Origin of the sequence: Ruegeria sp. A3M17, from assembly GCF_003318255.1 — a bacterium.
Taxonomy (GTDB): domain Bacteria; phylum Pseudomonadota; class Alphaproteobacteria; order Rhodobacterales; family Rhodobacteraceae; genus Ruegeria.
The window spans coordinates 165,518-184,938 of record NZ_QOCF01000018.1 but is presented as its reverse complement, the minus strand read 5'-3'; the positions used below and the strand labels follow the sequence as shown (position 1 = coordinate 184,938).

22 protein-coding genes and 1 tRNA gene are annotated in these 19,421 nt (G+C 58.0%); 10 read left to right on the top strand and 13 right to left on the bottom strand.

Annotated elements, in window-relative coordinates:
• Positions 1-95: 95 nt before the first annotated feature.
• Positions 96-1,064 (bottom strand): TAXI family TRAP transporter solute-binding subunit, encoded by a 969-nt coding sequence (locus DS906_RS11050; RefSeq protein WP_113790217.1) that lies wholly within the window; start codon positions 1,062-1,064, stop codon positions 96-98.
• A gap of 412 nt (positions 1,065-1,476) precedes the next feature.
• Between DS906_RS11050 and DS906_RS11045 the strand changes: the two genes are divergently transcribed.
• A complete protein-coding gene (locus tag DS906_RS11045) occupies positions 1,477-2,946 on the top strand; it encodes a BCCT family transporter (protein ID WP_113790216.1) in 1,470 nt (489 codons plus the stop codon).
• A 335-nt stretch (positions 2,947-3,281) separates the two neighbouring features.
• On the opposite strand, the gene DS906_RS11040 is transcribed toward DS906_RS11045, so the two are convergent.
• A tRNA-Leu gene (locus tag DS906_RS11040) sits at positions 3,282-3,367 on the bottom strand.
• 146 nt (positions 3,368-3,513) lie between these two features.
• Between DS906_RS11040 and DS906_RS11035 the strand changes: the two genes are divergently transcribed.
• Both DS906_RS11035 and DS906_RS11030 read left to right on the top strand, forming a co-directional pair.
• Entirely contained in the window at positions 3,514-4,092 is a 579-nt protein-coding gene (locus DS906_RS11035) for a YqaA family protein (protein WP_113790215.1), read from the top strand.
• Complete coding sequence (locus DS906_RS11030; RefSeq protein WP_113790214.1) at positions 4,089-4,553, top strand: disulfide bond formation protein B; 465 nt, start codon at positions 4,089-4,091, stop codon at positions 4,551-4,553. The genes DS906_RS11035 and DS906_RS11030 overlap by 4 nt, the downstream gene beginning before the upstream one ends.
• A 6-nt stretch (positions 4,554-4,559) precedes the next feature.
• On the opposite strand, the gene DS906_RS11025 is transcribed toward DS906_RS11030, so the two are convergent.
• Positions 4,560-5,144 carry an HNH endonuclease gene (locus tag DS906_RS11025; RefSeq protein WP_058278012.1) on the bottom strand — a complete coding sequence of 195 codons (585 nt, stop codon included), beginning with the start codon at positions 5,142-5,144 and terminating at the stop codon, positions 4,560-4,562.
• Positions 5,145-5,357: 213 nt separating this feature from the next.
• On the opposite strand from DS906_RS11025, the gene DS906_RS11020 reads away from it, so the two are divergent.
• Together DS906_RS11020 and DS906_RS11015 are read left to right on the top strand one after the other, a co-directional pair.
• On the top strand, positions 5,358-5,963 hold the full coding sequence (locus DS906_RS11020) for an rRNA large subunit pseudouridine synthase E (RefSeq protein ID WP_113790213.1): 606 nt from the start codon (positions 5,358-5,360) through the stop codon (positions 5,961-5,963).
• 31 nt (positions 5,964-5,994) lie between these two features.
• Positions 5,995-6,420: a VOC family protein gene (locus tag DS906_RS11015; protein ID WP_113790212.1), complete on the top strand. Its 426-nt coding sequence runs from the start codon at positions 5,995-5,997 to the stop codon at positions 6,418-6,420.
• Between the two features lie 4 nt (positions 6,421-6,424).
• Here DS906_RS11015 and DS906_RS11010 read toward each other — a convergent pair whose 3' ends face one another.
• The 4 genes from DS906_RS11010 to DS906_RS10995 are packed head-to-tail and all read right to left on the bottom strand — an operon-like array spanning position 6,425 to position 8,521.
• The gene (locus DS906_RS11010) at positions 6,425-6,727 is read right to left on the bottom strand and encodes a putative quinol monooxygenase (protein WP_113790211.1); all 303 of its coding nucleotides are present in this window, start codon (positions 6,725-6,727) and stop codon (positions 6,425-6,427) included.
• The gene (locus DS906_RS11005; protein WP_113790210.1) at positions 6,721-7,224 is read right to left on the bottom strand and encodes a GNAT family N-acetyltransferase; all 504 of its coding nucleotides are present in this window, start codon (positions 7,222-7,224) and stop codon (positions 6,721-6,723) included. Before DS906_RS11005 ends, DS906_RS11010 begins: the two co-directional genes overlap by 7 nt.
• Positions 7,225-7,226: 2 nt before the next feature.
• Positions 7,227-7,892 (bottom strand): alpha/beta hydrolase, encoded by a 666-nt coding sequence (locus DS906_RS11000; RefSeq protein ID WP_113790209.1) that lies wholly within the window; start codon positions 7,890-7,892, stop codon positions 7,227-7,229.
• On the bottom strand, positions 7,889-8,521 hold the full coding sequence (locus DS906_RS10995; RefSeq protein ID WP_113790267.1) for a DNA-3-methyladenine glycosylase: 633 nt from the start codon (positions 8,519-8,521) through the stop codon (positions 7,889-7,891). The genes DS906_RS11000 and DS906_RS10995 overlap by 4 nt, the downstream gene beginning before the upstream one ends.
• Positions 8,522-8,618: 97 nt before the next feature.
• Between DS906_RS10995 and DS906_RS10990 the strand changes: the two genes are divergently transcribed.
• Complete coding sequence (locus DS906_RS10990) at positions 8,619-9,836, top strand: MFS transporter (RefSeq protein WP_113790208.1); 1,218 nt, start codon at positions 8,619-8,621, stop codon at positions 9,834-9,836.
• Here the strand turns inward: DS906_RS10990 and DS906_RS10985 are convergent.
• Positions 9,833-10,249 carry a MarR family winged helix-turn-helix transcriptional regulator gene (locus DS906_RS10985; RefSeq protein WP_113790207.1) on the bottom strand — a complete coding sequence of 139 codons (417 nt, stop codon included), beginning with the start codon at positions 10,247-10,249 and terminating at the stop codon, positions 9,833-9,835. The genes DS906_RS10990 and DS906_RS10985 overlap by 4 nt on opposite strands.
• 91 nt (positions 10,250-10,340) lie before the next feature.
• Between DS906_RS10985 and DS906_RS10980 the strand changes: the two genes are divergently transcribed.
• Positions 10,341-10,931, top strand: a complete 591-nt coding sequence (locus DS906_RS10980) for a YceI family protein (protein ID WP_113790206.1) — start codon at positions 10,341-10,343, stop codon at positions 10,929-10,931.
• Here DS906_RS10980 and DS906_RS10975 read toward each other — a convergent pair whose 3' ends face one another.
• The 3 genes from DS906_RS10975 to cysS are packed head-to-tail and all read right to left on the bottom strand — an operon-like array spanning position 10,932 to position 14,742.
• On the bottom strand, positions 10,932-11,714 hold the full coding sequence (locus tag DS906_RS10975; protein WP_113790205.1) for a squalene/phytoene synthase family protein: 783 nt from the start codon (positions 11,712-11,714) through the stop codon (positions 10,932-10,934). It lies immediately after the preceding gene.
• On the bottom strand, positions 11,711-13,345 hold the full coding sequence (gene cimA / locus DS906_RS10970; RefSeq protein ID WP_113790266.1) for a citramalate synthase: 1,635 nt from the start codon (positions 13,343-13,345) through the stop codon (positions 11,711-11,713). The genes DS906_RS10975 and cimA overlap by 4 nt, the downstream gene beginning before the upstream one ends.
• Positions 13,345-14,742, bottom strand: coding sequence for a cysteine--tRNA ligase (gene cysS / locus DS906_RS10965; protein WP_113790204.1), 1,398 nt, complete (start codon positions 14,740-14,742; stop codon positions 13,345-13,347). Before cysS ends, cimA begins: the two co-directional genes overlap by 1 nt.
• Before the next feature lie 215 nt (positions 14,743-14,957).
• Between cysS and DS906_RS10955 the strand changes: the two genes are divergently transcribed.
• Entirely contained in the window at positions 14,958-15,302 is a 345-nt protein-coding gene (locus DS906_RS10955) for an MmcQ/YjbR family DNA-binding protein (protein WP_113790202.1), read from the top strand.
• Positions 15,303-15,360: 58 nt separating this feature from the next.
• Complete coding sequence (locus DS906_RS10950; protein WP_113790201.1) at positions 15,361-16,548, top strand: pyridoxal phosphate-dependent aminotransferase; 1,188 nt, start codon at positions 15,361-15,363, stop codon at positions 16,546-16,548.
• A gap of 6 nt (positions 16,549-16,554) precedes the next feature.
• Here DS906_RS10950 and DS906_RS10945 read toward each other — a convergent pair whose 3' ends face one another.
• Positions 16,555-17,073, bottom strand: a complete 519-nt coding sequence (locus DS906_RS10945; protein WP_113790265.1) for an outer membrane protein — start codon at positions 17,071-17,073, stop codon at positions 16,555-16,557.
• 417 nt (positions 17,074-17,490) lie between these two features.
• Between DS906_RS10945 and DS906_RS10940 the strand changes: the two genes are divergently transcribed.
• Positions 17,491-19,035, top strand: coding sequence for a trimethylamine methyltransferase family protein (locus DS906_RS10940; RefSeq protein WP_113790200.1), 1,545 nt, complete (start codon positions 17,491-17,493; stop codon positions 19,033-19,035).
• A 54-nt stretch (positions 19,036-19,089) separates the two neighbouring features.
• Here the strand turns inward: DS906_RS10940 and DS906_RS10935 are convergent, their stop codons facing one another.
• Positions 19,090-19,335 carry a hypothetical protein gene (locus tag DS906_RS10935; protein ID WP_108859061.1) on the bottom strand — a complete coding sequence of 82 codons (246 nt, stop codon included), beginning with the start codon at positions 19,333-19,335 and terminating at the stop codon, positions 19,090-19,092.
• Positions 19,336-19,421 lie beyond the last annotated feature (86 nt).

Sequence of the window (19,421 nt, the reverse complement as noted above, 5' to 3'; positions counted from 1 at the left end):
CTCCCCGTCGCGGCCATTTTTGACCTTCTGATCCACCCGATTTGTTCGGGTTTGGGTCGCAGGGCGCCCGTTGGGCACCCCGCTTTAGGTCTGGCTTACTGAATCCAGCCTTTTTCTTTGTAGTACTTCTCGGCGCCCGGATGCAGCGGAGCCGACAGGCCATCTGCAATCATCTCTTCGGGCTTGAGGTTGGCAAATGCCGGGTGCAGCTTTTTGAAGTCATCGAAGTTTTCGAAGACCGAGCTGACTACCGCGTACACAGCGTCATCCGACACGTCTGCCGAGGTCACGAAAGTCGCGCCAACACCAAAGGTTGCGGTGTCACCGTCCGAACCGCGGTACATGCCACCGGGGATGGTTGCGGTACGGTAGAACGAGTTGTCGCCGACCAGCTTGTCAACGGCACCGCCGCTTACGTTTACCAGAACCGAGTCACATGCTGTGGTCGCCTCTTGGATCGAACCCGACGGGTGACCAACGGTGTAGACCATCGCGTCGATCTGGTTGTCACACAGGGCTGCCGACTGTTCAGCCGCCTTGAGCTCGGTCGCCAGTTCGAAATCATCCGTGGTCCAGCCCATTTCGCCCAGCAGAACTTCCATGGTGCCGCGCTGACCGGAACCGGGGTTGCCGATGTTGACGCGCTTGCCCTTCAGATCTTCGAAGTTGGTGATCCCGGAATCGGCACGGGCCACAACGGTGAACGGCTCGGGGTGAACCGAGAAGACGGCCCGCAGGTTTTCAAAGGGGCCAGCCTCTTCGAATTTCGAGCTGCCGTTATATGCGTGGTACTGCCAGTCGGACTGAGCGACACCAAACTCCAGCTCGCCTTCGCGAATGGTGTTGATGTTATAGACCGAACCACCGGTCGACTCGACCGAGCAACGCACGCCGTGCTCTTTACGGCCTTTGTTCACCAGACGGCAGATCGCGCCACCAGTCGGATAGTACACGCCGGTCACACCGCCGGTACCAATGGTGATAAACTCTTCTGCATAAGCGGCCGGAGCCATAAGAGCTGCGGTTACGACCGCGCCCAGGCTAAGCTTGCTGCTATTTTTCATTTTTGAGAACTCCCAACTCTTATTGTGGATGAGAGACAGTTCAGCGGCCCCCATCCAGGGACCTTGCCGGTACGGCAAGCGAACCCGTCTTGCAACGGGCCAAGCATCTGAAATTTAAAAGTCTCCCAACACCTTTGACGTTTCATTCAGACACTCCGCTTGTCAACCCCTGCGCGGGGTATGAAGGCCCCGATCCGCAGATGTGAGGAGATTTCCGAAAGTTTCCCCTTTAACGGGGCGGTTTCGCACAGATCGGCATCACTGGGCCGGATCATGAACAACCGTGCCAGCTAAACATGCAAAAACACTTTGAAATTTGAGATTTTGCAATCTAGGCTTGGCCCAACGACACGGTGTTTCATGAATTTGCGAGGAAGGGTTCTGGACAGTGGACGGCAAATCACCCAGTCCGATGCTTGTGATCGCTCTAGCCCTCAGTGCGGCCATCGCAATCTGGGGCATTGCTGACCCGCAAGGCCTGGGTCGCATTGCTGCATCAGCGGTTGAGACGCAATTCAACAGCCGCGGCTGGTTCATCATGCTTGAAGTCAGCGGGCTTTTGTTTGTGGTCCTCTACTTGGCCCTGTCAAAGTTCGGAAATATCCGCCTTGGCCCCGACACAGCCGAGCCCGAATTTTCAACAACCGCCTGGATCGCAATGTTATTTGCTGCCGGGATGGGTGTCGGGCTGCTGTTCTATGGGGCGGCAGAACCCCTGACCCATTACGAAGTGCTGCGCCAGTACAGTAGCGATGCCGAAGCGGCCAGTTATGCGATGTTCGTGACCTACTTGAACTGGGGGTTCCACGCCTGGGCGATTTACGGAATCGTCGGATTGGTCATCGCCTATTTTGCCTATCGCCGAAATCGCACTTTGTTGTTGAGTGCCCCAGTCACCGACGCACTTGGCGAAGCAGGGTGGACAAAGGCGCTGGGGTGGATTTTCGATCTACTCTCGATCGTCGCAATTGCCGTCGGTTTGGCGGGCTCAATGGCGATGGGGGTATTTCAGATCCAAACCGGATTGGCAGGCCTGTTGGGTATAGAAACTCCAGGCGTGCTGACGCTGCCCGTTTTTGCCGCGCTTTGTATTGCGTTCATCATACCGTTGCGTCGCGATCTGGGCGACGGAATGGCCCTGCTGTCCAACGCAGCAATGCTGATCGCCATTGGGATGATGGTCTATCTTCTGGTGCTGGGCCCAACCTCCTATCTGATGGACGGCATCGTTTCCGGATTCGGACGCTATCTGTTCGGTGTCCTGCCTGCAGGGTTCTCTACGGCTGAGTTCTTCGACGACCTCTTGGTCAACTGGTTTCACGGCTGGACACTGAACTATATGATCTGGTGGCTGGCTTGGTCACCCTTCGTGGGCATTTTCATCGCCCGGATTTCCCGCGGACGCACGATCCGAGAATTTCTGATCGGAGTCGTCGTTACCCCCACACTGTTCTCTATCCTGTGGTTCGGCGTTTTTGGCGGCTTGGGTTTTTTCGATGCTTTGCGTCAGGACGGAGCCTTATCAGCCGTCAATGCAGAGAACCTCGACGCAACCACATTTGCATTGCTTGAGCGGTTCCCGCTGGACGGCATCACAAGAATAGCAACAATCCTGGCCGCGTTCCTGTTCGTGGTCACCAGCGTTGTCAGCGCCGGGTTCACCCTTGCGATGATAGGGACCGGAGGCGACGACAACCCCTCCCCCCGAATTCGTACGATCTGGGGTGTTATCCTTGGCGCGCTAGGGATGGCGATGATTCTGGTGGGCGATATCTCTCTGGTTCGGTCCATCATAGCGCTGTCAGCCATTGCCTTCGTGTTTATCGTGCCAATTCTTGTTGTCTGCCTGTTCAAACGTCTGGCGCAGGAGGACCGATCATGAGCGGCCAATTGATCGACACCGCACTTAACCTAAGCGTTTTCGCCTATATCGGGTTTCTGGCATGGCTGATCCTGCGGCGCAGTAAATGAGTTCAGAAACTGGGAATAGATTCGCCTTGAACATCTTAAGGCTGTTCGCGCTTTCCTGAGTTTGCCGGAATAACTGCTCTAAGAAACTGCCCGCGTACCGCGGCACTCAGTTTGTCGCCGAGCTTTCCAACCACCGTCAAAATCCCGACGTTTTCGATACCCCGGTCAAAAGTGGCAACATGAGCATTCGAAACGCCAAAAAAGAAAAAACAGAGAGCAGGTTCCCCTAACTCTCTGTTTTTACCTTGGTACCCAAGGCCGGACTCGAACCGGCACGTCCGTTAGGACGGGGGATTTTGAATCCCCTGCGTCTACCATTCCGCCACTTGGGCCACGAACACTGGATTAGCGCTCATATTCGGGAAGGTCCAGAGGCAAAAAACAACCGATATCTAGTTTGTTTTCCTCAGGCACGGTTGACGACCCATCAGGCCCGTGGTTTGCCTGACGCAACAAGAGAACGGGATTTTAGCATCTGATGTTGCGATCGCTTTATGACTGGACCATTCGTCTGGCCGAACACCCGCACGCGCTTTGGGCTCTGGCCGTTGTGGCATTTGTCGAAAGCTCGTTCTTTCCGATTCCCCCGGACGTATTGATGATTCCCATGATCCTTGCGCGCCCGTCGCGTGCATGGCTGATCGCGACGGTTGCCCTGGTGGCGTCGGTGCTGGGGGGCATGCTGGGATATGCTATCGGAGCGTTCTTCTATGAAAGCATCGGCCAACCCATCCTCGAATCCATGGGCAAGGCGCATGCCATGGAAGAGTTCAACACCAAGTTCAATGACTTCGGTTTCTGGGCCGTGCTGGGCGCAGGGATTACCCCTTTCCCGTACAAGGTCATAACCATCATGTCCGGCTGGACGGGCATGCCGCTGGGCACATTCATCGCCACGTCGATTCTGGCCCGCGCTCTCAGGTTCTTTATTGTTGCCGGGCTGCTTTGGGGTTTTGGTGAACCCATTCGCAACTTCATCGAAAAGCGTCTGGGGCTTATGTTCACTCTGTTTGTCTTCCTGCTGTTCGGCGGGTTCCTAGCTGTGAAGTTCTTATGACACACAAAAAACTGTTGATCCTGATTGCGGCGGGCGGTTCCGCAGCGCTCTTGCTGGGCGCATGGGCGTTTCAACACCTGGGCGGTATGGCCCCGTGCAAAATGTGCATCTGGCAACGCTATCCCCACGGCGCGGCCGTTCTGATTGGGGTTTTAGCCTTTGCCTTTCCGGGCATTCGCCCCCTGCCGCTTTTGGGTGCGGTTGCGACGATGGTGACCGCAGGGATTGGCATGTACCACGCAGGCGTCGAGCAGAAATGGTGGGAAGGTCCAACCAGCTGCACGTCGGGCGATATTGGCGGATTGTCCGCTGAGGAACTGATGGATCAGATCATGTCCGCGCCGCTTGTGCGCTGTGATGATATCCCGTGGGAGATGTTCGGCCTGTCGATGGCCGGGTGGAACGCTGTGTTATCGGCTGGTCTAGTTTTGGTCTGGTTGGCCGCGTTCCGCGCAAAATAAACGTTACTACGCGTCCAGTTCGGCATCCCAATACAGAAAATCGATCCAGCTGTCATGCAGGTGGTTCGGGGGGAACTTGCGCCCGATGTTTCGCAGCGCCTCGGCATCCGGCTGACGCGGCGGCTTGCGCAGCGACATGCCCGCCTGCCGCAGCGACTTCGACCCCTTCCTCAGGTTGCAGGGGCTGCACGCCGCCACAACGTTCTGCCAACTGGTCACACCCCCGGCAGCCCGCGGAACAACATGGTCAAAGGTCAGGTTGTCCCGGCTTCCACAATACTGGCAGCGGAATTCGTCCCTTAAAAATAAATTAAAGCGCGTGAAGGCCACGCGCTTTCTGGGTTTTACATAGTCTTTCAGGACAACGACCGACGGTATTCGGATCTCGGTACTGGGACTTCGGACGACCTCGTCGTATTCGGCCACGATGTCCACCCTGTCCAGCCAGGCCGCCTTGATCGCTTCTTGCCAGGGCCATAGGGATAAGGGGTAATAGGACAAGGGGCGATAGTCGGCGTTCAAAACCAATGCCGGATGGTGCTTTAGGGCACCCGGTTCCCTGACAAATTCGGTCCTGAATTCTCCGTCCATATCGGAATCGCTCCTCGCTCTGCTCTGCCCGTTATTGACACCAGAGCGGGGAACACCCGCCCCGGCCTTAACTTAACTATATATCGTGTTAAAACTCTGACAAGCCCTGAGTTTCCACAACATCTCGGGTATTGGGTATACCGAATCCGTAACAGAGGCGTGACAGTTATCCACAGGTTGCGTTCTCTGCCTCCGGCAGGCTATGGCGAGGTCATGAGCTGGTTCATACGATTCAACAAACCCTTCGATGTGTTGCCGCAGTTTACCGACCGCGCAAATGCAGAAACGCCGCGCAGTACTTTGTCGGAATTCATCGACCTGCCCGGTGTGTATCCGGCTGGACGACTGGATCGCGACAGCGAGGGCCTGATGCTGCTGACGGACAACGGCCGGCTGCAGGCGCAAATATCGGACCCCAAGCACAAGATGCCCAAGACCTATTGGGTTCAGGTCGAAGGTTTGCCCGATGCTGTCGCCCTGAAAGCCCTGCGCGACGGGGTCGATCTGAAGGATGGAAAAACGCGCCCGGCCAAAGCCCGGTTGATGGATGAGCCCGAAGGCTTGTGGCCACGAAACCCACCTATCCGCGTCCGCCAGACTATTCCGGACAGCTGGATTGAGCTGACCTTGCGCGAAGGCCGTAACCGGCAGGTTCGACGCATGACGGCAGCGGTCGGTCATCCCACCCTGCGCCTGATCCGCGCCCGGATCGGGGACTGGACGCTAGAGGGGTTGGCGCCCGGCCAATGGGACAGCCTGACAGCCCCCGCATTGGAATTCTCGCCGCAACGAAAACGGGACCGCCGACCGCGCAGGTGACAAAAACGTCGTTTTGTAATAGACTTAAGGCATGAAAGTCACCCGAAGCACACCATCCCCAGAGGGTATCCTTGAGGCCGCGCTTTACGTCGGCGACCTAGATGCAGCCGAACGATTCTATGGTGAGATACTGGCGTTAGAGTGTATTCAACGCGTCGCGAACCGGCATGTATTTTTTCGTGTCGGCGGATCGGTGTTGTTGCTGTTCAATGCAGAGGAGACAGCAAAGCCGCCGGAGAATCCGAACCTTCCCGTGCCGCCGCATGGCGCACGCGGTCCCGGCCACGTCTGCATGACTTTATCGCGGACAGAGATCGACGAAATGCGCAAGCACCTGCTGGAGTGGAACATCCCCATAGACGCCGAGTTTGATTGGCCAAGTGGGGCACGGTCGCTGTATATACGGGACCCCGCCGGGAACTCGGTGGAATTCGCTGAAAGTCATCTGTGGGCCTGAGACCTCAGCGCAGCGGTTGCTTTTCTCCGCCAACAACCCGGTAGATGCCGCTTGAGACAACGCCCACTTCGCCCAGAACAGCCTGAAACTCGGCCATATGTGGGGCTGCAAAATGCGCCTCAAGCGCGGCCTGATCCTGCCATTCTTCATAAACGCGGAACTTGTTGGATTGCCCGAGTACCTGGCTGAATTCATAGATCAGACAGCCAGACTCTTTCACGGTTTCGGCGACCATTTTCTGTGCTGCCTCAATGGCTTTGCCGACACCATCTGTCGACACTTCAACCGTTCCGGTGACAATCAACATGTCGTGTCCTTTTTCAATTCAAACCGTTTCGAAATCTTGTCGACCGGTGTTCCGTCTTGCAGAGAAACAGCATAAGTGACCGAGTAGTCGCGGAAACCCATCTTGTCGTAATAGCTAAGCCCCTGCCGGTTGTCGGCCCGGATGGTCGCGTTGAGCGCACTGAACCCAAGGGCCGCGGCATAGGTCGCGGTTTCAGAGAACAACGCCCGCCCTGCCCCTTTCAACACCGGTTCTCGCCGAGTGAAGGTTGCGATATCCGCGCAATCTTCCGGCAGGTCTTCATTGGTGCCTAACCATTGAAACCCGGCCACCTCACCCTGTTCGTCCAGGGCAACGTGGCAACAGATTTTGTCTGCGCCGTTCAGGTAGACTTGGGCAAACAGCGCCTCAGAAAACGGTGTTTCAAACGCGGTCGTCCCGCCGATAGCTATGATTTCGTTGAGAATTTGGCAGGCAACTGCCACATCCTCAGGCATCATGGGACGGACCGCGATCATCGCTACAGGCTCAGCTTGTCGCGCATAAAGGCCAGCGCGACGCTAAGACCGTCCGGGGCAATCCCGTGGCCAGTGCCCTTCATGACATGCGCATAAACTTCTTTGAAATCTGCGGCCTGCAGCGCTTCGGCGGCTTCGGGCAGAGATTGTGGTGGAACAACGTCGTCGGCATCACCATGCACCAGAAGGATCGGCATCCGGCTAACAGTTTCATCGGGCAGCAGGTCCGGTTCCAACAACCGGCCAGAGAACGCCACGACCCCAGCCACCGGATCTTCGCGGCGCGGCGCGACGTGCAGGCTCATCATCGTACCTTGCGAGAATCCAAACAGAACCACCTGTTCGGGCAACACATCCTCATCCACCATCAGAGCGTCAAGGAAGGCGTTGAAATCGTCGGCGGCCATTTCCATGCCTCGGCGTGCTTCTTCTTCGGACGACCCGTCAATCCACGGGATCGGAAACCACTGAAATCCGTTGGGCATTCCGGGAATCTGTTCTGGCGCATCGGGTGACACGAACAACGTGTCGGGCAGATGCTCCCCCAGTGGATCGGCCAACCCGAGCAAATCGGCTCCGTTGGCGCCATAGCCGTGCACGAACACCACGACCGAGCGTATATCGCCCGAAACCGGCTCTTTTCGGAGCGCATTCAAAACCCGTGTCATCTGATCCCTTCTCGTTCTTTTGCCACCCGGTAATAGGCCCACAAAACCCGCGCCGCAACCGACCGCCAGGGCGACCAGGCCTCGGCCATCTGGCGCAGCTGTTTGTCGGTCGGCCGATCGGGCAAATCATAGAGGATGCGCGCAGCCTCTTGCAGCGCCAGATCGCCCGGCGCGATCACGTCAGCGCGGCCGAGCGAAAACATGGCGTAGATCTCGGCGGTCCAGATGCCAATACCCGACACCTCGGTCAGGATCGCCACCACGTCATCGTTTGAAACGTCCCGCAAGGCTTTGTAGTCAATGCGCGCCTCAGCCAAAGCGCGGGCGTAGCGGATTTTTTGCCGGCTCAACCCAACTGCACGCAGATCATCGTCGGTGGCCGACATAATTTTGCGCGGGCCGGTCAGTTTCGCATCCTTCAACCGGTTCCAGATCGCATTGGCCGAGGCCACACTCACCTGCTGGCTGACTATGGCGCTAAGCAGTTGCGCAAACCCGTCCGGGCGACGGCGCAAGGGCAACGGACCGGTCTGTTCCATCGCATAAGCCATGCGCGGGCAGCTTTCGGCCAGCCACGTCGCGCCTTCTTCCACACAGTCGGGTGTTTCTATGATCCGTCCAACGGACATGTACTCTCCGGCCTCGATGATCGACTGCACGTTAGGCTGCTTTGCCGCAGATGCAACCCGCTTGTGCACAATCGTTTTCGACATTACGCATGTGCTCATGACGATGACCGCCACCCCCTCCGACAACAGTCAGGCCAAACGGAATGTCGCCGTTCTGGTGGCCGCGCAGGCCTTGCTTGGCGCACAGATGCCAATGATCTTTATCGTCGGTGGGCTGGCCGGCCAATCATTGGCAACCAATCCCTGCCTGGCGACTCTGCCCATATCATTGATCGTCCTTGGCTCAATGCTGGCGGCGACGCCGATCTCGGCCATCATGCAACGCTGGGGTCGCCGTGCTGGATTTCTGGTAGGGGCAACGGCAGGGGCTTGCGGCGGGCTTGTCGGCGCATATGGCTTGTTTCTGGGGTCATTCCCAGTGTTTCTTGCTGGCAGCCTGCTGACCGGCATCTACATGAGCGCGCACGGTTTCTACCGCTTTGCCGCCGCTGACACCGCATCGGACGATTTCCGTCCCAAAGCGATTTCCTACGTCATGGCGGGAGGTCTGGCAGCGGCAATCATCGGACCTCAGATCGTCAAATTGACCTCGACCGCGTATGTCATTCCATTCCTCGGCACGTATATCGCGGTGATCGCGGTGAACGTCATTGGCTCAGCCTTGTTCTTTTTCCTCGACATTCCAACCCCGCCAAAGCCTGCGGCTGATGCCCCCAAAGGCCGGTCCCGGATCGAGCTGCTGAAGACGCCGCGTATTGCGGTTGCGATCATCTGCGCCATGGTGTCCTACGCGCTGATGAACCTTGTGATGACGTCGACACCGCTGGCCGTCGTAGGCTGCGGGTTCAGCGCCAATGATGCGGCGGATGTCGTCACCAGCCACGTGTTGGCGATGTACATTCCCAGCTTTTTCACCGGACAATTGATTGCCCGCTTTGGGGTCGAACGGATCGTGGCGCTGGGCCTACTCATTCTTGCGGCGGCCGGAGTGGTGGCTTTGCAGGGCGTTGAGCTGGGTAATTTCTTTGTTGCGTTGATCCTGCTGGGCATCGGCTGGAACTTTGGCTTTATCGGCGCAACTACCATGTTGGCTGAATCGCATGACGTCAGCGAGCGCGGACGCATGCAGGGGCTGAACGACCTGCTGGTGTTTGGTGGCGTCACGTTTGCCTCGCTGGCTTCCGGCGGGCTGATGAACTGTTCCGGCGGCTCTCCAATCGAAGGCTGGACAGCGGTGAACGTCGCGATGGTCCCCCTTCTGACTATGGCGGGCGGCGCGCTTTTGTGGCTGACGATGCGGCCCCGAACAGCCTAATCGTTAAGGTTCAGTATCGACGCAAAGGCACCTGACTTTTGCGCCTCTGCTAAACCCTCATCTATGTGCATGCGGTAGATGTCCCACATCTGCCGCCTCAGGGTGCGGCCTTTGTCGGTAATGCACAGGATTTTTCCCCGTCCGTCCCCCGCCGCAGCATGGCGCGTCAACAACCCGTCTTCCGCCATCCGTGCGACCTGACGGGAAAAGCTGGACTGATCAAACAGCAGCTGTTGCTCCAGCTGTTTAGGTCGCAGGCCGTCTGGGGCTCGTTCCAACTCCCACAACACATCATACCAATGCAGCCTGGGAAACCCGGCAGCGACCAAGGCGCGCTCGGCCCGGGAAAAGATCCGGGTGCGTGTCTGGTTCAGAGCGATCCAAGCCGCCTCTCTTTCTTCAAATCCGCTCATCACGCCTCCGCGAGGATTGTGGTTTTCCTTTGCTCATCACATTAGATGCATTTACATGTTAATTATCAACCCTACAAATTAGAGAAATGTCATGAAGCTGTTTACCGCATCTGCCCTCGTGTTGGCACTGGCTACGCCAGCCCTTGCCGAAACCTATCACTTTGATCAAAGTCACACAGAAATCCGGTTCTACTACAACCACGCGGGACTGACCGAACAATCCGGCGAATGGACAGCCGTTTCAGGCACCGTCGAGTTTGACCCTGAAAACGTCACCGCAACCAGCGCGGTTATCACAATCGACGCCTCAAGTGTCGAAACCGGTTGGGGGCCGCTCAACGATCATCTCAAAAGTGGTGATTTCTTCGACGTCGAGGCTTACCCAAACATCAAATTCGTCTCGACCTCGGCGGTGCAAACCGGTGCAAGCACCCTGCAAATGATCGGAGATTTGACGATCAAGGATCAGACCAAGCCCGCAACGCTTGAGATTGACCTGACCTTCATGGGCGAACACCCTCTGGCCGGATTTTTCGATTATTACAAAGGTGACTGGGTTGCCGTCGAAGCCGCTGGCCAACTTTTGCGCAGCGAGTATGGCGTCGGGATGTTTGCCCCGGGAACGTCAGACTTGGTGCAACTGAAGATCTCGGCCGAAATGCGCGCTGGCGGCTGGGAGTAACTACCAGCGCCCCGTTGCCGCCTGCACCATCAATGACAGGCGGCGGCGGATTTCACCCGGCCCAAGGGTTCCTGAGGCGACCCTGTCCGGGCGCGCAATGACCTGCTTTAGAACCAATTCGGTTTGCCAACCCGCATGCAGCGCAGCGGCGGCTTTTACCGAAACCGAGCGCCGCTGTGTCCGCGCCCGTTTCAACCGCCCGTACGCTTTTTCAGCCAGACGCTGAACACCCGCAGGCGTTCCATCCAACAGCGGAATTCGCCCGCGTGCTTCGAGGTCCGGGATGGCGCGCAACCAGTTGGCGACCCCAACGGCATAGCCAAAGTCCCGCACGACATCCTCATCTGCCGACCCCAGCGCCTGTGCTGCTACCACCGTAAGCGTGCCCGCGCTGTGGTTTATGTACGCGTCGAAATGATCTTCGTCTTCGAACGGGTCGCGATAAATATCCCAACGCCTGACGGCCACATATTCATCCATCATCGACGCAAGATGAGGGGACAAGACACGCGACAGCGGTGTGACGACCTCATGCCGGCGAACAGTCGGACCTTCGGCAATTTCTTGCAACGCATCGCGCCACCATTGCAGGCGCATCTCGGCAATCATCGGCTCTTGCGTCACCCAGGGTGCCCGGGCGACTTCGATGTTCAGCGCATAGATCGGAAACAACACCGCCCGTGCGGAAACCGGGGCCGCCATGGCCGCCATGAACCGGTCAGGATCGGCCCGATGCAACAGCGCGGCACAGGCCTTGACGTCATCGTCAAATGGCGCGCTCACTCAGCCACCGCCGTTTGCGGCCCACAATCACGCACCAGTTTCCATTGGATCGCGTCCAGCAGTGCCTCGAACGAGGCGTCGACTATGTTCGCACTGACGCCGACAGTGGACCACCGGCGCCCCTGCCCGTCTTCGCTGTCGATGATGACGCGGGTCACAGCCTCGGTGCCGCCCTGCGTGATACGCACCTTGAAGTCGACCAAGTGCATATCGTCCAGAATCCGCGAATACTGTCCAAGATCTTTGGCCAGCGCCTTGGCCAGCGCGTTCACTGGACCCCGGTCACCGCCGGACCCATCCAGAGACTCGCTGACCGACAGCTTCTTTTCACCATCGACCTTCACCACAACAACGGCCTCGGACAAGCTGACCATCTTGTTGTACTTGTTCTTGCGCCGTTCAACGGTGACTTTATAACGCTTGACCTCGAAGAACTCGGGCAGTTGACCCAGTTCGTCCCGCGCCAGAAGCTCAAAGCTGGCCTGCGCGGTGTCGTAGGAATAACCTTCCGCCTCGCGCAGCTTGATCCGCTCGAGGATACGGCCCAAGGCCGGGTCACCGGGTTCGACCGACAAACCGGCCTCGATCAAGCGCTGGCGCAGGTTCGACTGCCCCGCCTGGTTTGACATCGGAATGATCCGTGTGTTCCCAACCGACGCCGGATCCACATGTTCGTAGGTCGTCGGGTCCTTGAGGATCGCGCTGGCATGCAGCCCTGCCTTGTGCGCAAATGCGGACGCCCCGACATAGGCTGATTGCTTGCTGGGCACTCGGTTCAGGATCTCGTCCAGCATGCGGCTGACGCGGGTCAGACCCGCCAGCGCCTCGACACTGACGCCGATGTCAAAGCTCGATGCATAAGGTTCTTTCTGCAGCAGCGTCGGTATCAATGAGGTCAGGTTCGCATTTCCGCAACGCTCTCCCAATCCGTTCAAGGTTCCCTGAACCTGCCGCGCCCCTGCATCGACAGCCGCCAAAGTACAGGCCACCGCGTTTTCCGTATCGTTATGAGTATGGATACCCAGCCGGTCCCCCGGCAGGCCCGCCGCGACCATCTCGGACACAATCCGAGACACCTCCGCGGGCAAAGCGCCGCCATTGGTGTCGCACAGAACAACCCAGCGCGCACCGGCATCCATCGCGGCCTGGCAAACCTCAAGCGCATAGGTTGGATTGTCCTTGTAGCCGTCAAAGAAATGCTCGGCATCAAACAACGCCTCGCGCCCCTGCGCCACAATATGCGCAACCGAGGCACGGACGTTCTCGACATTCTCCTCAAGCGAGATGCCGAGCGCACCCGTCACGTGATAATCGTGTGACTTACCCACCAGACACACAGCCCGCGTACCCGCGTTCATCACCGCCGCCAGAACATCGTCATTCTCAGCCGACCGGCCCGATCGCTTGGTCATCCCAAACGCGGTCAAGCAGGCCGACGTTTTGGGAGCCGCATCAAAAAACGCGCTGTCCGTCGGGTTCGCCCCCGGCCAGCCGCCCTCGATATAGTCCACGCCCAACTCGTCCAGAGCCTGCGCGATCTGCACCTTCTCAGCGGTCGAGAACTGCACCCCCTGCGTTTGCTGCCCGTCGCGCAACGTGGTGTCGTAGAGGTAGAGGCGTTCTTTGGTCATCATACGCCCTCCAGCTTAGCCGCATCGAACCCGGTGCCTGGAACCAGTTCAACACCGTCCTTGCTCATCCGTACTTCCAGACCAGCGGCCAGGTAAGCTGCCTTTAGGCGATCGACTTCCGAGAAGTCTTTGCTCTGCATTGCACTCGCCCGCGCATCAGACAATCTGTCTACATGAGATGAAAGATCCACCGAAGCCGTATCAGCCCAAGCACCCATTTCTTGCGACAACAGACCAAGTAACTGAGCACCAGCCAGCAACGAGGCCGCATCACCATCCGCCGCCAAACGGTGCAACTCCGCCAAAGCACCCGCCGTGTTCAGGTCGTCCCCTAGCGCAGCAACGACTGCGGGTGCAGCGCTGGCGGCGGGCTCGATGCCCGCTGTCAGCGCCCGCCACTTGCGCAGCGTCGCCTCAGCCTCACGGGCCTTTTTCTCGGTCCAGTCCATCGGCTTGCGATAGTGGGTCTGCAGAAAGACAAAGCGGATCACCTCACCCGGCACGCCCTGTTCCAGCAAGTCATGTACGGTGAAGAAGTTGCCCAGCGATTTGGACATCTTCTTGCCTTCCACCTGCAACATCTCATTGTGCAGCCAGTACCGCGCGAACTCACCATGCGGATGGGCGCATTTGCTCTGGGCGATCTCGTTTTCATGATGCGGGAACATCAGGTCGTTGCCGCCGCCGTGAATATCAAAGCTCTCACCCAACAGCTCATAGCTCATGGCCGAGCATTCGATGTGCCAACCCGGACGACCACGGCCCCAAGGGCTGTCCCACCCCGGCAACTCATCGGTCGAGGGCTTCCACAGCACGAAATCCATCGGGTTCCGCTTGTAGGGCGCAACCTCAACCCGGGCACCGGCGATCATGTCATCGACGGAGCGACCAGACAAAGCGCCGTAGTGTTCCTTCCAGCTATCAACCGCGAACAGAACGTGCCCTTCGGCTGCGTAGGCGTGACCCTTCGCGATCAAATCCTTAATCATCGCAACCATTTGCGCGATGTACTGAGTCGCACGGGGCATCTCGTCGGGCTCAAGCGCGCCCAACGCGCCCATGTCATGCAGATACCAGCCGATGGTTTCATCCGAACGCTCTTGCACCAACTGCTCCAGCGTCCCCTCGGCACCCGCCTTCTGACGTGCCAGCGCGGTCGCGTTGATCTTGTCATCCACGTCGGTGAAATTGCGTACATAGGTCACGTGATCCACGCCGTAGACATGGCGCAGCAAACGATAGAGCACGTCAAACACCACCACGGGTCGCGCATTGCCCAGATGGGCGCGATCATAGACCGTGGGTCCGCAGACATACATCTGCACGTTTTCAGGATCGATCGGAACAAATTCTTCTTTCGTCCGCGTCCGTGTGTTGTGCAGTTTGATCGTTGTCATCGGTCGGCTCCTAAAGACAGCAAATGCTTGCGCTTGGCGCGGGCTTAGCAACTTGTCTCAGGGATGAAAACGAAAGAAACCGGCCCGCTTGATAAATCAGCAGGTAATGCAGCAGATAATGATGCAGGTCATACGGTTCATGTCCTTCCCCTAGCATGGACAACGCGTTCAGCCAAGACTTGAGTTCAATCTCAAGGTCGCGCACCCTTTCGGCCATGAGCCGAGAATTCGTCAATTCAATCTGCCGCACGTTTCCAGGCGCTGACCTTTCCGACCCTTGGGGCGGAGGCCATGATGCCTGGAAGGTTGGCGGCAAGATGTTTGCCTGCATCGGCGCTGCCAACGATGGCGTGTCCGTCAAAACGCCTGATATCGAGACGGCTCAGATGCTGATAGACGCCGGAATTGGCACGAAGGCCCCCTATTTTCACCGCAGCTGGATCCGGCTGCCGTTTGACTGTGACGAGGATGAGCTGCGTCATCGGCTGGCCACATCCTACGATCTGGTGCGGTCTTCCCTGACGAAAAAAGTGCAGTCTACTTTACCCCCACGAAGCTGATTGACATTTTTCAACGCCTCTGGCCCATTCTGCGCTGAAGACAAAATCGGAGCGTGCCATGAAACTGTCGCAGCGTATCACTCATCTGACCGGAGGTGGCAGTGATGGGTGGGATGTATTTTACCGCGCGCGCCGGATGATCAGCGAAGGGCACGTCATTACTGAACTCACCATTGGTGAGCATGACATTCGCACGCACCCGACCATTCTGGATGCCATGGATCTATCGGCACGTCAGGGAAACACGGGCTATGCCGTTGTGCCCGGGTCGGATTTGCTGCGCGACACTGTTGCCGCGCGCATTCAGGCCCGCACCGGTCAGAAGACAAGCCGAAACAACGTGTTGATCACTCCGGGCGGCCAATCTGCGCTATTCGCAGCCCACGTGGCGGTGTGCAATCCCGGTGATATCGGCCTGTATCTCGATCCCTATTACGCGACTTACCCTGGCACGATCCGAGGCGCCGGTGCGACAGCCTGCGCCATCCAGACTACCGCCGAGGATGCATTCCAGCCGCGCGCGCAGCAGATCGATGCGGCGGCAGATGGTGCGGTTTCGCTGTTGATCAACAGCCCGAACAACCCCACTGGCGTCGTATATTCCCGCGAGACGCTGAACGGTATCGCAGGTGTTTGCCGTGACCGCGACCTGTGGCTGATCTCGGATGAGGTTTATGACACGCAGGTCTGGGAAGGTGAGCATATCTCACCACGTACCCTGCCCGAAATGGCCGAACGTACTTTGGTCGTTGGTTCGATGTCCAAGTCGCATGCGATGACCGGGTCCCGATGCGGTTGGGTGGTCGGCCCTGAGGAGGTGATCGCCCATCTCATCAATCTGGCAACGCACACAACTTACGGCGTGCCCGGGTTCATTCAGGACGCCGCCAGTTTTGCCTTGAGCGCGGGCCATGATCTTGAAGAGGAAATCGCGGCGCCGTTCCGGCGCCGTCGCGCATTGGCGGTCGAGATTCTTGCCACCCAGAACACCATCGGCCTGGTACCGGCACAGGGTGCGATGTACCTGATGCTGGACATCCGCGCAGCCGGGCTAAGCGGTGAGGCATTCGCCAACGCATTGCTGGATACACACGCAATTGCCGTCATGCCCGGTGAGAGTTTTGGCACCGCGGCGGAAGGGCACGTGCGCGTTGCGATGACAATTGATGACGACCGCTTTGCTGCAGCACTCAGAACGATTTGCGATTTCGCCGCCGTCCTGGCAGAAAGTCACGCGGCGGAATAGACGGCATTAAAACCGGAAGGTTGTACGCAGGTTGAACACGTTGGCGTCAATATCTCCCTGGCTTCGGGTGACGTCGTTAAAATTCTGACGCAAGGCCTCACCACTGATGACGAAACTGTCGCCAATGGGATAGGCAATCCCGATCCCGTAAACCGCAGCGGTGTCATTTTCGGGCGACGCATCCAATCGGGCCGCGCCTACAACAACATAGCCCAAGGCCGGTCCGAAATCATAACCACCGCGCAACTTAAGTCGGGTCAGACTGTCCACGCTGCCTTCACCCTGCCCCAGATCCAGCGAGAGCCGGTTGTATTCCAGCTCACCGCCAAGAACGAAATTCCCGAAGTCATGGTCATAACCGACAAGCGGTCCAAAAGTCGTGTCGTTTCCGCCAGAGTTATTTGGGCCATCTACATCCGCATAGCCAAAGCTAAAGCCCGCATACGCCCCCGTCCAATCCTCTGCATATACCGGCGCAATGCCGATTGTCAGGCAAGTGGTCATGAGGGCCATCAGGGCTTTCATCAACCTCTCCAAAATTCCTTGCAGCGCGCCCGACAGATAACGGACTTCATCACATAAAACTTGGTCTGCAATCGTTAAAAATCCATTGAGATCACGGACCACTCTTAAATAAGTGATGGAAGCTTAACAGATTTTCCCACATTCGGGAAAAAACTTTACCCCACCGCAAGAACGTGATGCGGACAAGGCACAACACTTCGTTTTTGGCCCCTCAGGTCGCAAACAGGACAGATTGTGCGCCCTCGTATTGAGAAAATTTGCATCACCAATTGAGGACCCGCATGCAAAGTGACGTTTGGAAGATTCGCCTGATCAGCCGTACCATTGGTGCGGATCGCGGGCGTGCCGCGCGTGGGCGTCCGGTTGTGGTCTGAGTACACTCACCCTGAACGTACTTTCTCGACCGGACCTTAAATTATGAACAAACAAACCCGAAACTCATCGCGCAGCGGCGGTCGTGCCGCGCGCCGTGCAGCCCGTGCCACAGCGCTGCCCGAACATCTGCGCCCGATCCGCCCCGGCATGGAGGGCGGCACGCTGAAGGTACTGACCCCGGCACAGATTGAACGCATCCACCAGACCGCACTGACCGCACTGGAAACCATTGGTTTGGCGGACGCCCCACAAAGCGGGATCGACTATCTTGTGGGCGCTGGCTGTATCTTGGGCGACGACGGGCGTATCCGCTTCCCCCGTGCTTTGGTGGAAGACACGATCGCCAAAGCCAATCGCTCGGTCACTTTGCATTCCCGGGACGGCAATTCCGATCTGGAACTGTCGGGCAACCGCGTCCACTTTGGCACGGCCGGCGCAGCTGTCAGCATGGTTGACGTGCACGGGCAGGAATACCGAGATTCGACCCTTCAAGACTTACACGACGCATCCCGAATCTGTGAACAACTTGAAAACATTCACTTTGTTCAGCGCCCAATGGTGTGCCGCGACATTGCGGACAACCTTGAAATGGACTTGAACACCGTCTACGCCACCACATCCGGCACGTTCAAACATATCGGCACGTCCTTCACCGAACCCAGCCATGTTGCCCCGGCGATTGAGATGCTGCACATGATCGCTGGTGGCGAGGATAAGTGGCGTGAGCGGCCCTTTATGTCGAACTCGAACTGCTTTGTTGTTCCGCCGATGAAATTTGCAACCGAAAGCTGTGAAGTCATGGAGGAATGCATCAAGGCGGGCATGCCCGTTTTGCTGCTGTCGGCCGGAATGGCCGGTGCCACCGCACCCTCGACAATCGCCGGTGCTATCGCGCAGGCCACCGCCGAATGCCTGGCCGGATTGGTTTACGTAAACGCCGTAAGCCCCGGTGCCCCCGCGATTTTTGGAACTTGGCCCTTTGGCCTTGATCTGCGCACAGGTGCGATGTCCATCGGGTCTGGCGAACAAGCACTACTGACAGCTGGCTGCGCCCAAATGCACCACTTCTACGACCTGCCGGGCGGCGCGGCCGCCGGTGCTTCGGATGCGAAGCTGCCCGACATGCAAGCCGGGTGGGAGCAGATGTGCTCGAACGTCATGGCCGGGCTTTCGGGTCTGAACATGGTGTATGAGTCCGCAGGCATGCATGCCTCGCTGCTGGGATTCTGCCATGAAAGCCTGATCCTCAGCGATGACCTTATCGGGCAAGCGCAACGCTGTGTACGCGGCATCGAAGTGACTGACGAAACGCTGGCACTGGATCAGATGGCCGAAGTCTGTATCGGCGGACCGGGTCACTATCTGGGAACCGATGCAACGTTGAGCCGCATGCAGGCGGACTATGTCTATCCCACCTTTGGCGACCGGTCGTCCCCGAAAGAATGGGTGGAAATTGGCAAACCCGATTTGATCGAAAAGGCGGTGAACCGGAAGGAAGAGATTCTCTCGACCCCGTCTCCGGCCAGATTCGATCCGCTTTTGGATGCCGAACTACGCGGTAGATTCAACATTTACTTGCCCGCGTAACCCATTGAAATATGGCGGCCCGTGGGGGTACGGGCCGCCGATGCCTTCGCAGGATTAGCCGTTGCTGGGCGGTAGCAACCCTGCTTCCTGTGCGATGGCAATTTCATCTGCGTCCAGGGACCCGTCGCCGTTGGCGTCCATCGCCGAGAAACCATCGGCGTCAACCTCGGGCAGAACGGCCTGAACTTCTTCTATGGTCAGAACTCCGTCGCCGTTGGTGTCCGCCGAGGACTGCGCGGCAGCCATCGCCGGCAGGCCCAATACGAATGCGGAAATGATTGCCAGGTTTTGCGGTTTCATTGTGATGCCTCCTAAGTGGTATTTGTGTGTGTTTTCGTCCGGACAGGCACCACAGACACCAAACCGATGAATGTCGTCACCCCAAC

What these genes read in the sequence shown, in the direction of transcription:
- DS906_RS11050 (WP_113790217.1), bottom strand. Translation starts at nt 1,064, where the DNA reads ATGAAAAATAGCAGCAAGCTTAGCCTGGGCGCGGTCGTAACCGCAGCT.
- DS906_RS11045 (WP_113790216.1), top strand. Translation starts at nt 1,477, where the DNA reads ATGCTTGTGATCGCTCTAGCCCTCAGTGCGGCCATCGCAATCTGGGGC.
- DS906_RS11035 (WP_113790215.1), top strand. Translation starts at nt 3,514, where the DNA reads ATGTTGCGATCGCTTTATGACTGGACCATTCGTCTGGCCGAACACCCG.
- DS906_RS11030 (WP_113790214.1), top strand. Translation starts at nt 4,089, where the DNA reads ATGACACACAAAAAACTGTTGATCCTGATTGCGGCGGGCGGTTCCGCA.
- DS906_RS11025 (WP_058278012.1), bottom strand. Translation starts at nt 5,144, where the DNA reads ATGGACGGAGAATTCAGGACCGAATTTGTCAGGGAACCGGGTGCCCTA.
- DS906_RS11020 (WP_113790213.1), top strand. Translation starts at nt 5,358, where the DNA reads ATGAGCTGGTTCATACGATTCAACAAACCCTTCGATGTGTTGCCGCAG.
- DS906_RS11015 (WP_113790212.1), top strand. Translation starts at nt 5,995, where the DNA reads ATGAAAGTCACCCGAAGCACACCATCCCCAGAGGGTATCCTTGAGGCC.
- DS906_RS11010 (WP_113790211.1), bottom strand. Translation starts at nt 6,727, where the DNA reads ATGTTGATTGTCACCGGAACGGTTGAAGTGTCGACAGATGGTGTCGGC.
- DS906_RS11005 (WP_113790210.1), bottom strand. Translation starts at nt 7,224, where the DNA reads ATGATCGCGGTCCGTCCCATGATGCCTGAGGATGTGGCAGTTGCCTGC.
- DS906_RS11000 (WP_113790209.1), bottom strand. Translation starts at nt 7,892, where the DNA reads ATGACACGGGTTTTGAATGCGCTCCGAAAAGAGCCGGTTTCGGGCGAT.
- DS906_RS10995 (WP_113790267.1), bottom strand. Translation starts at nt 8,521, where the DNA reads ATGTCCGTTGGACGGATCATAGAAACACCCGACTGTGTGGAAGAAGGC.
- DS906_RS10990 (WP_113790208.1), top strand. Translation starts at nt 8,619, where the DNA reads ATGACGATGACCGCCACCCCCTCCGACAACAGTCAGGCCAAACGGAAT.
- DS906_RS10985 (WP_113790207.1), bottom strand. Translation starts at nt 10,249, where the DNA reads ATGAGCGGATTTGAAGAAAGAGAGGCGGCTTGGATCGCTCTGAACCAG.
- DS906_RS10980 (WP_113790206.1), top strand. Translation starts at nt 10,341, where the DNA reads ATGAAGCTGTTTACCGCATCTGCCCTCGTGTTGGCACTGGCTACGCCA.
- cimA (WP_113790266.1), bottom strand. Translation starts at nt 13,345, where the DNA reads ATGACCAAAGAACGCCTCTACCTCTACGACACCACGTTGCGCGACGGG.
- cysS (WP_113790204.1), bottom strand. Translation starts at nt 14,742, where the DNA reads ATGACAACGATCAAACTGCACAACACACGGACGCGGACGAAAGAAGAA.
- DS906_RS10955 (WP_113790202.1), top strand. Translation starts at nt 14,958, where the DNA reads ATGAGCCGAGAATTCGTCAATTCAATCTGCCGCACGTTTCCAGGCGCT.
- DS906_RS10950 (WP_113790201.1), top strand. Translation starts at nt 15,361, where the DNA reads ATGAAACTGTCGCAGCGTATCACTCATCTGACCGGAGGTGGCAGTGAT.
- DS906_RS10945 (WP_113790265.1), bottom strand. Translation starts at nt 17,073, where the DNA reads ATGAAAGCCCTGATGGCCCTCATGACCACTTGCCTGACAATCGGCATT.
- DS906_RS10940 (WP_113790200.1), top strand. Translation starts at nt 17,491, where the DNA reads ATGAACAAACAAACCCGAAACTCATCGCGCAGCGGCGGTCGTGCCGCG.
- DS906_RS10935 (WP_108859061.1), bottom strand. Translation starts at nt 19,335, where the DNA reads ATGAAACCGCAAAACCTGGCAATCATTTCCGCATTCGTATTGGGCCTG.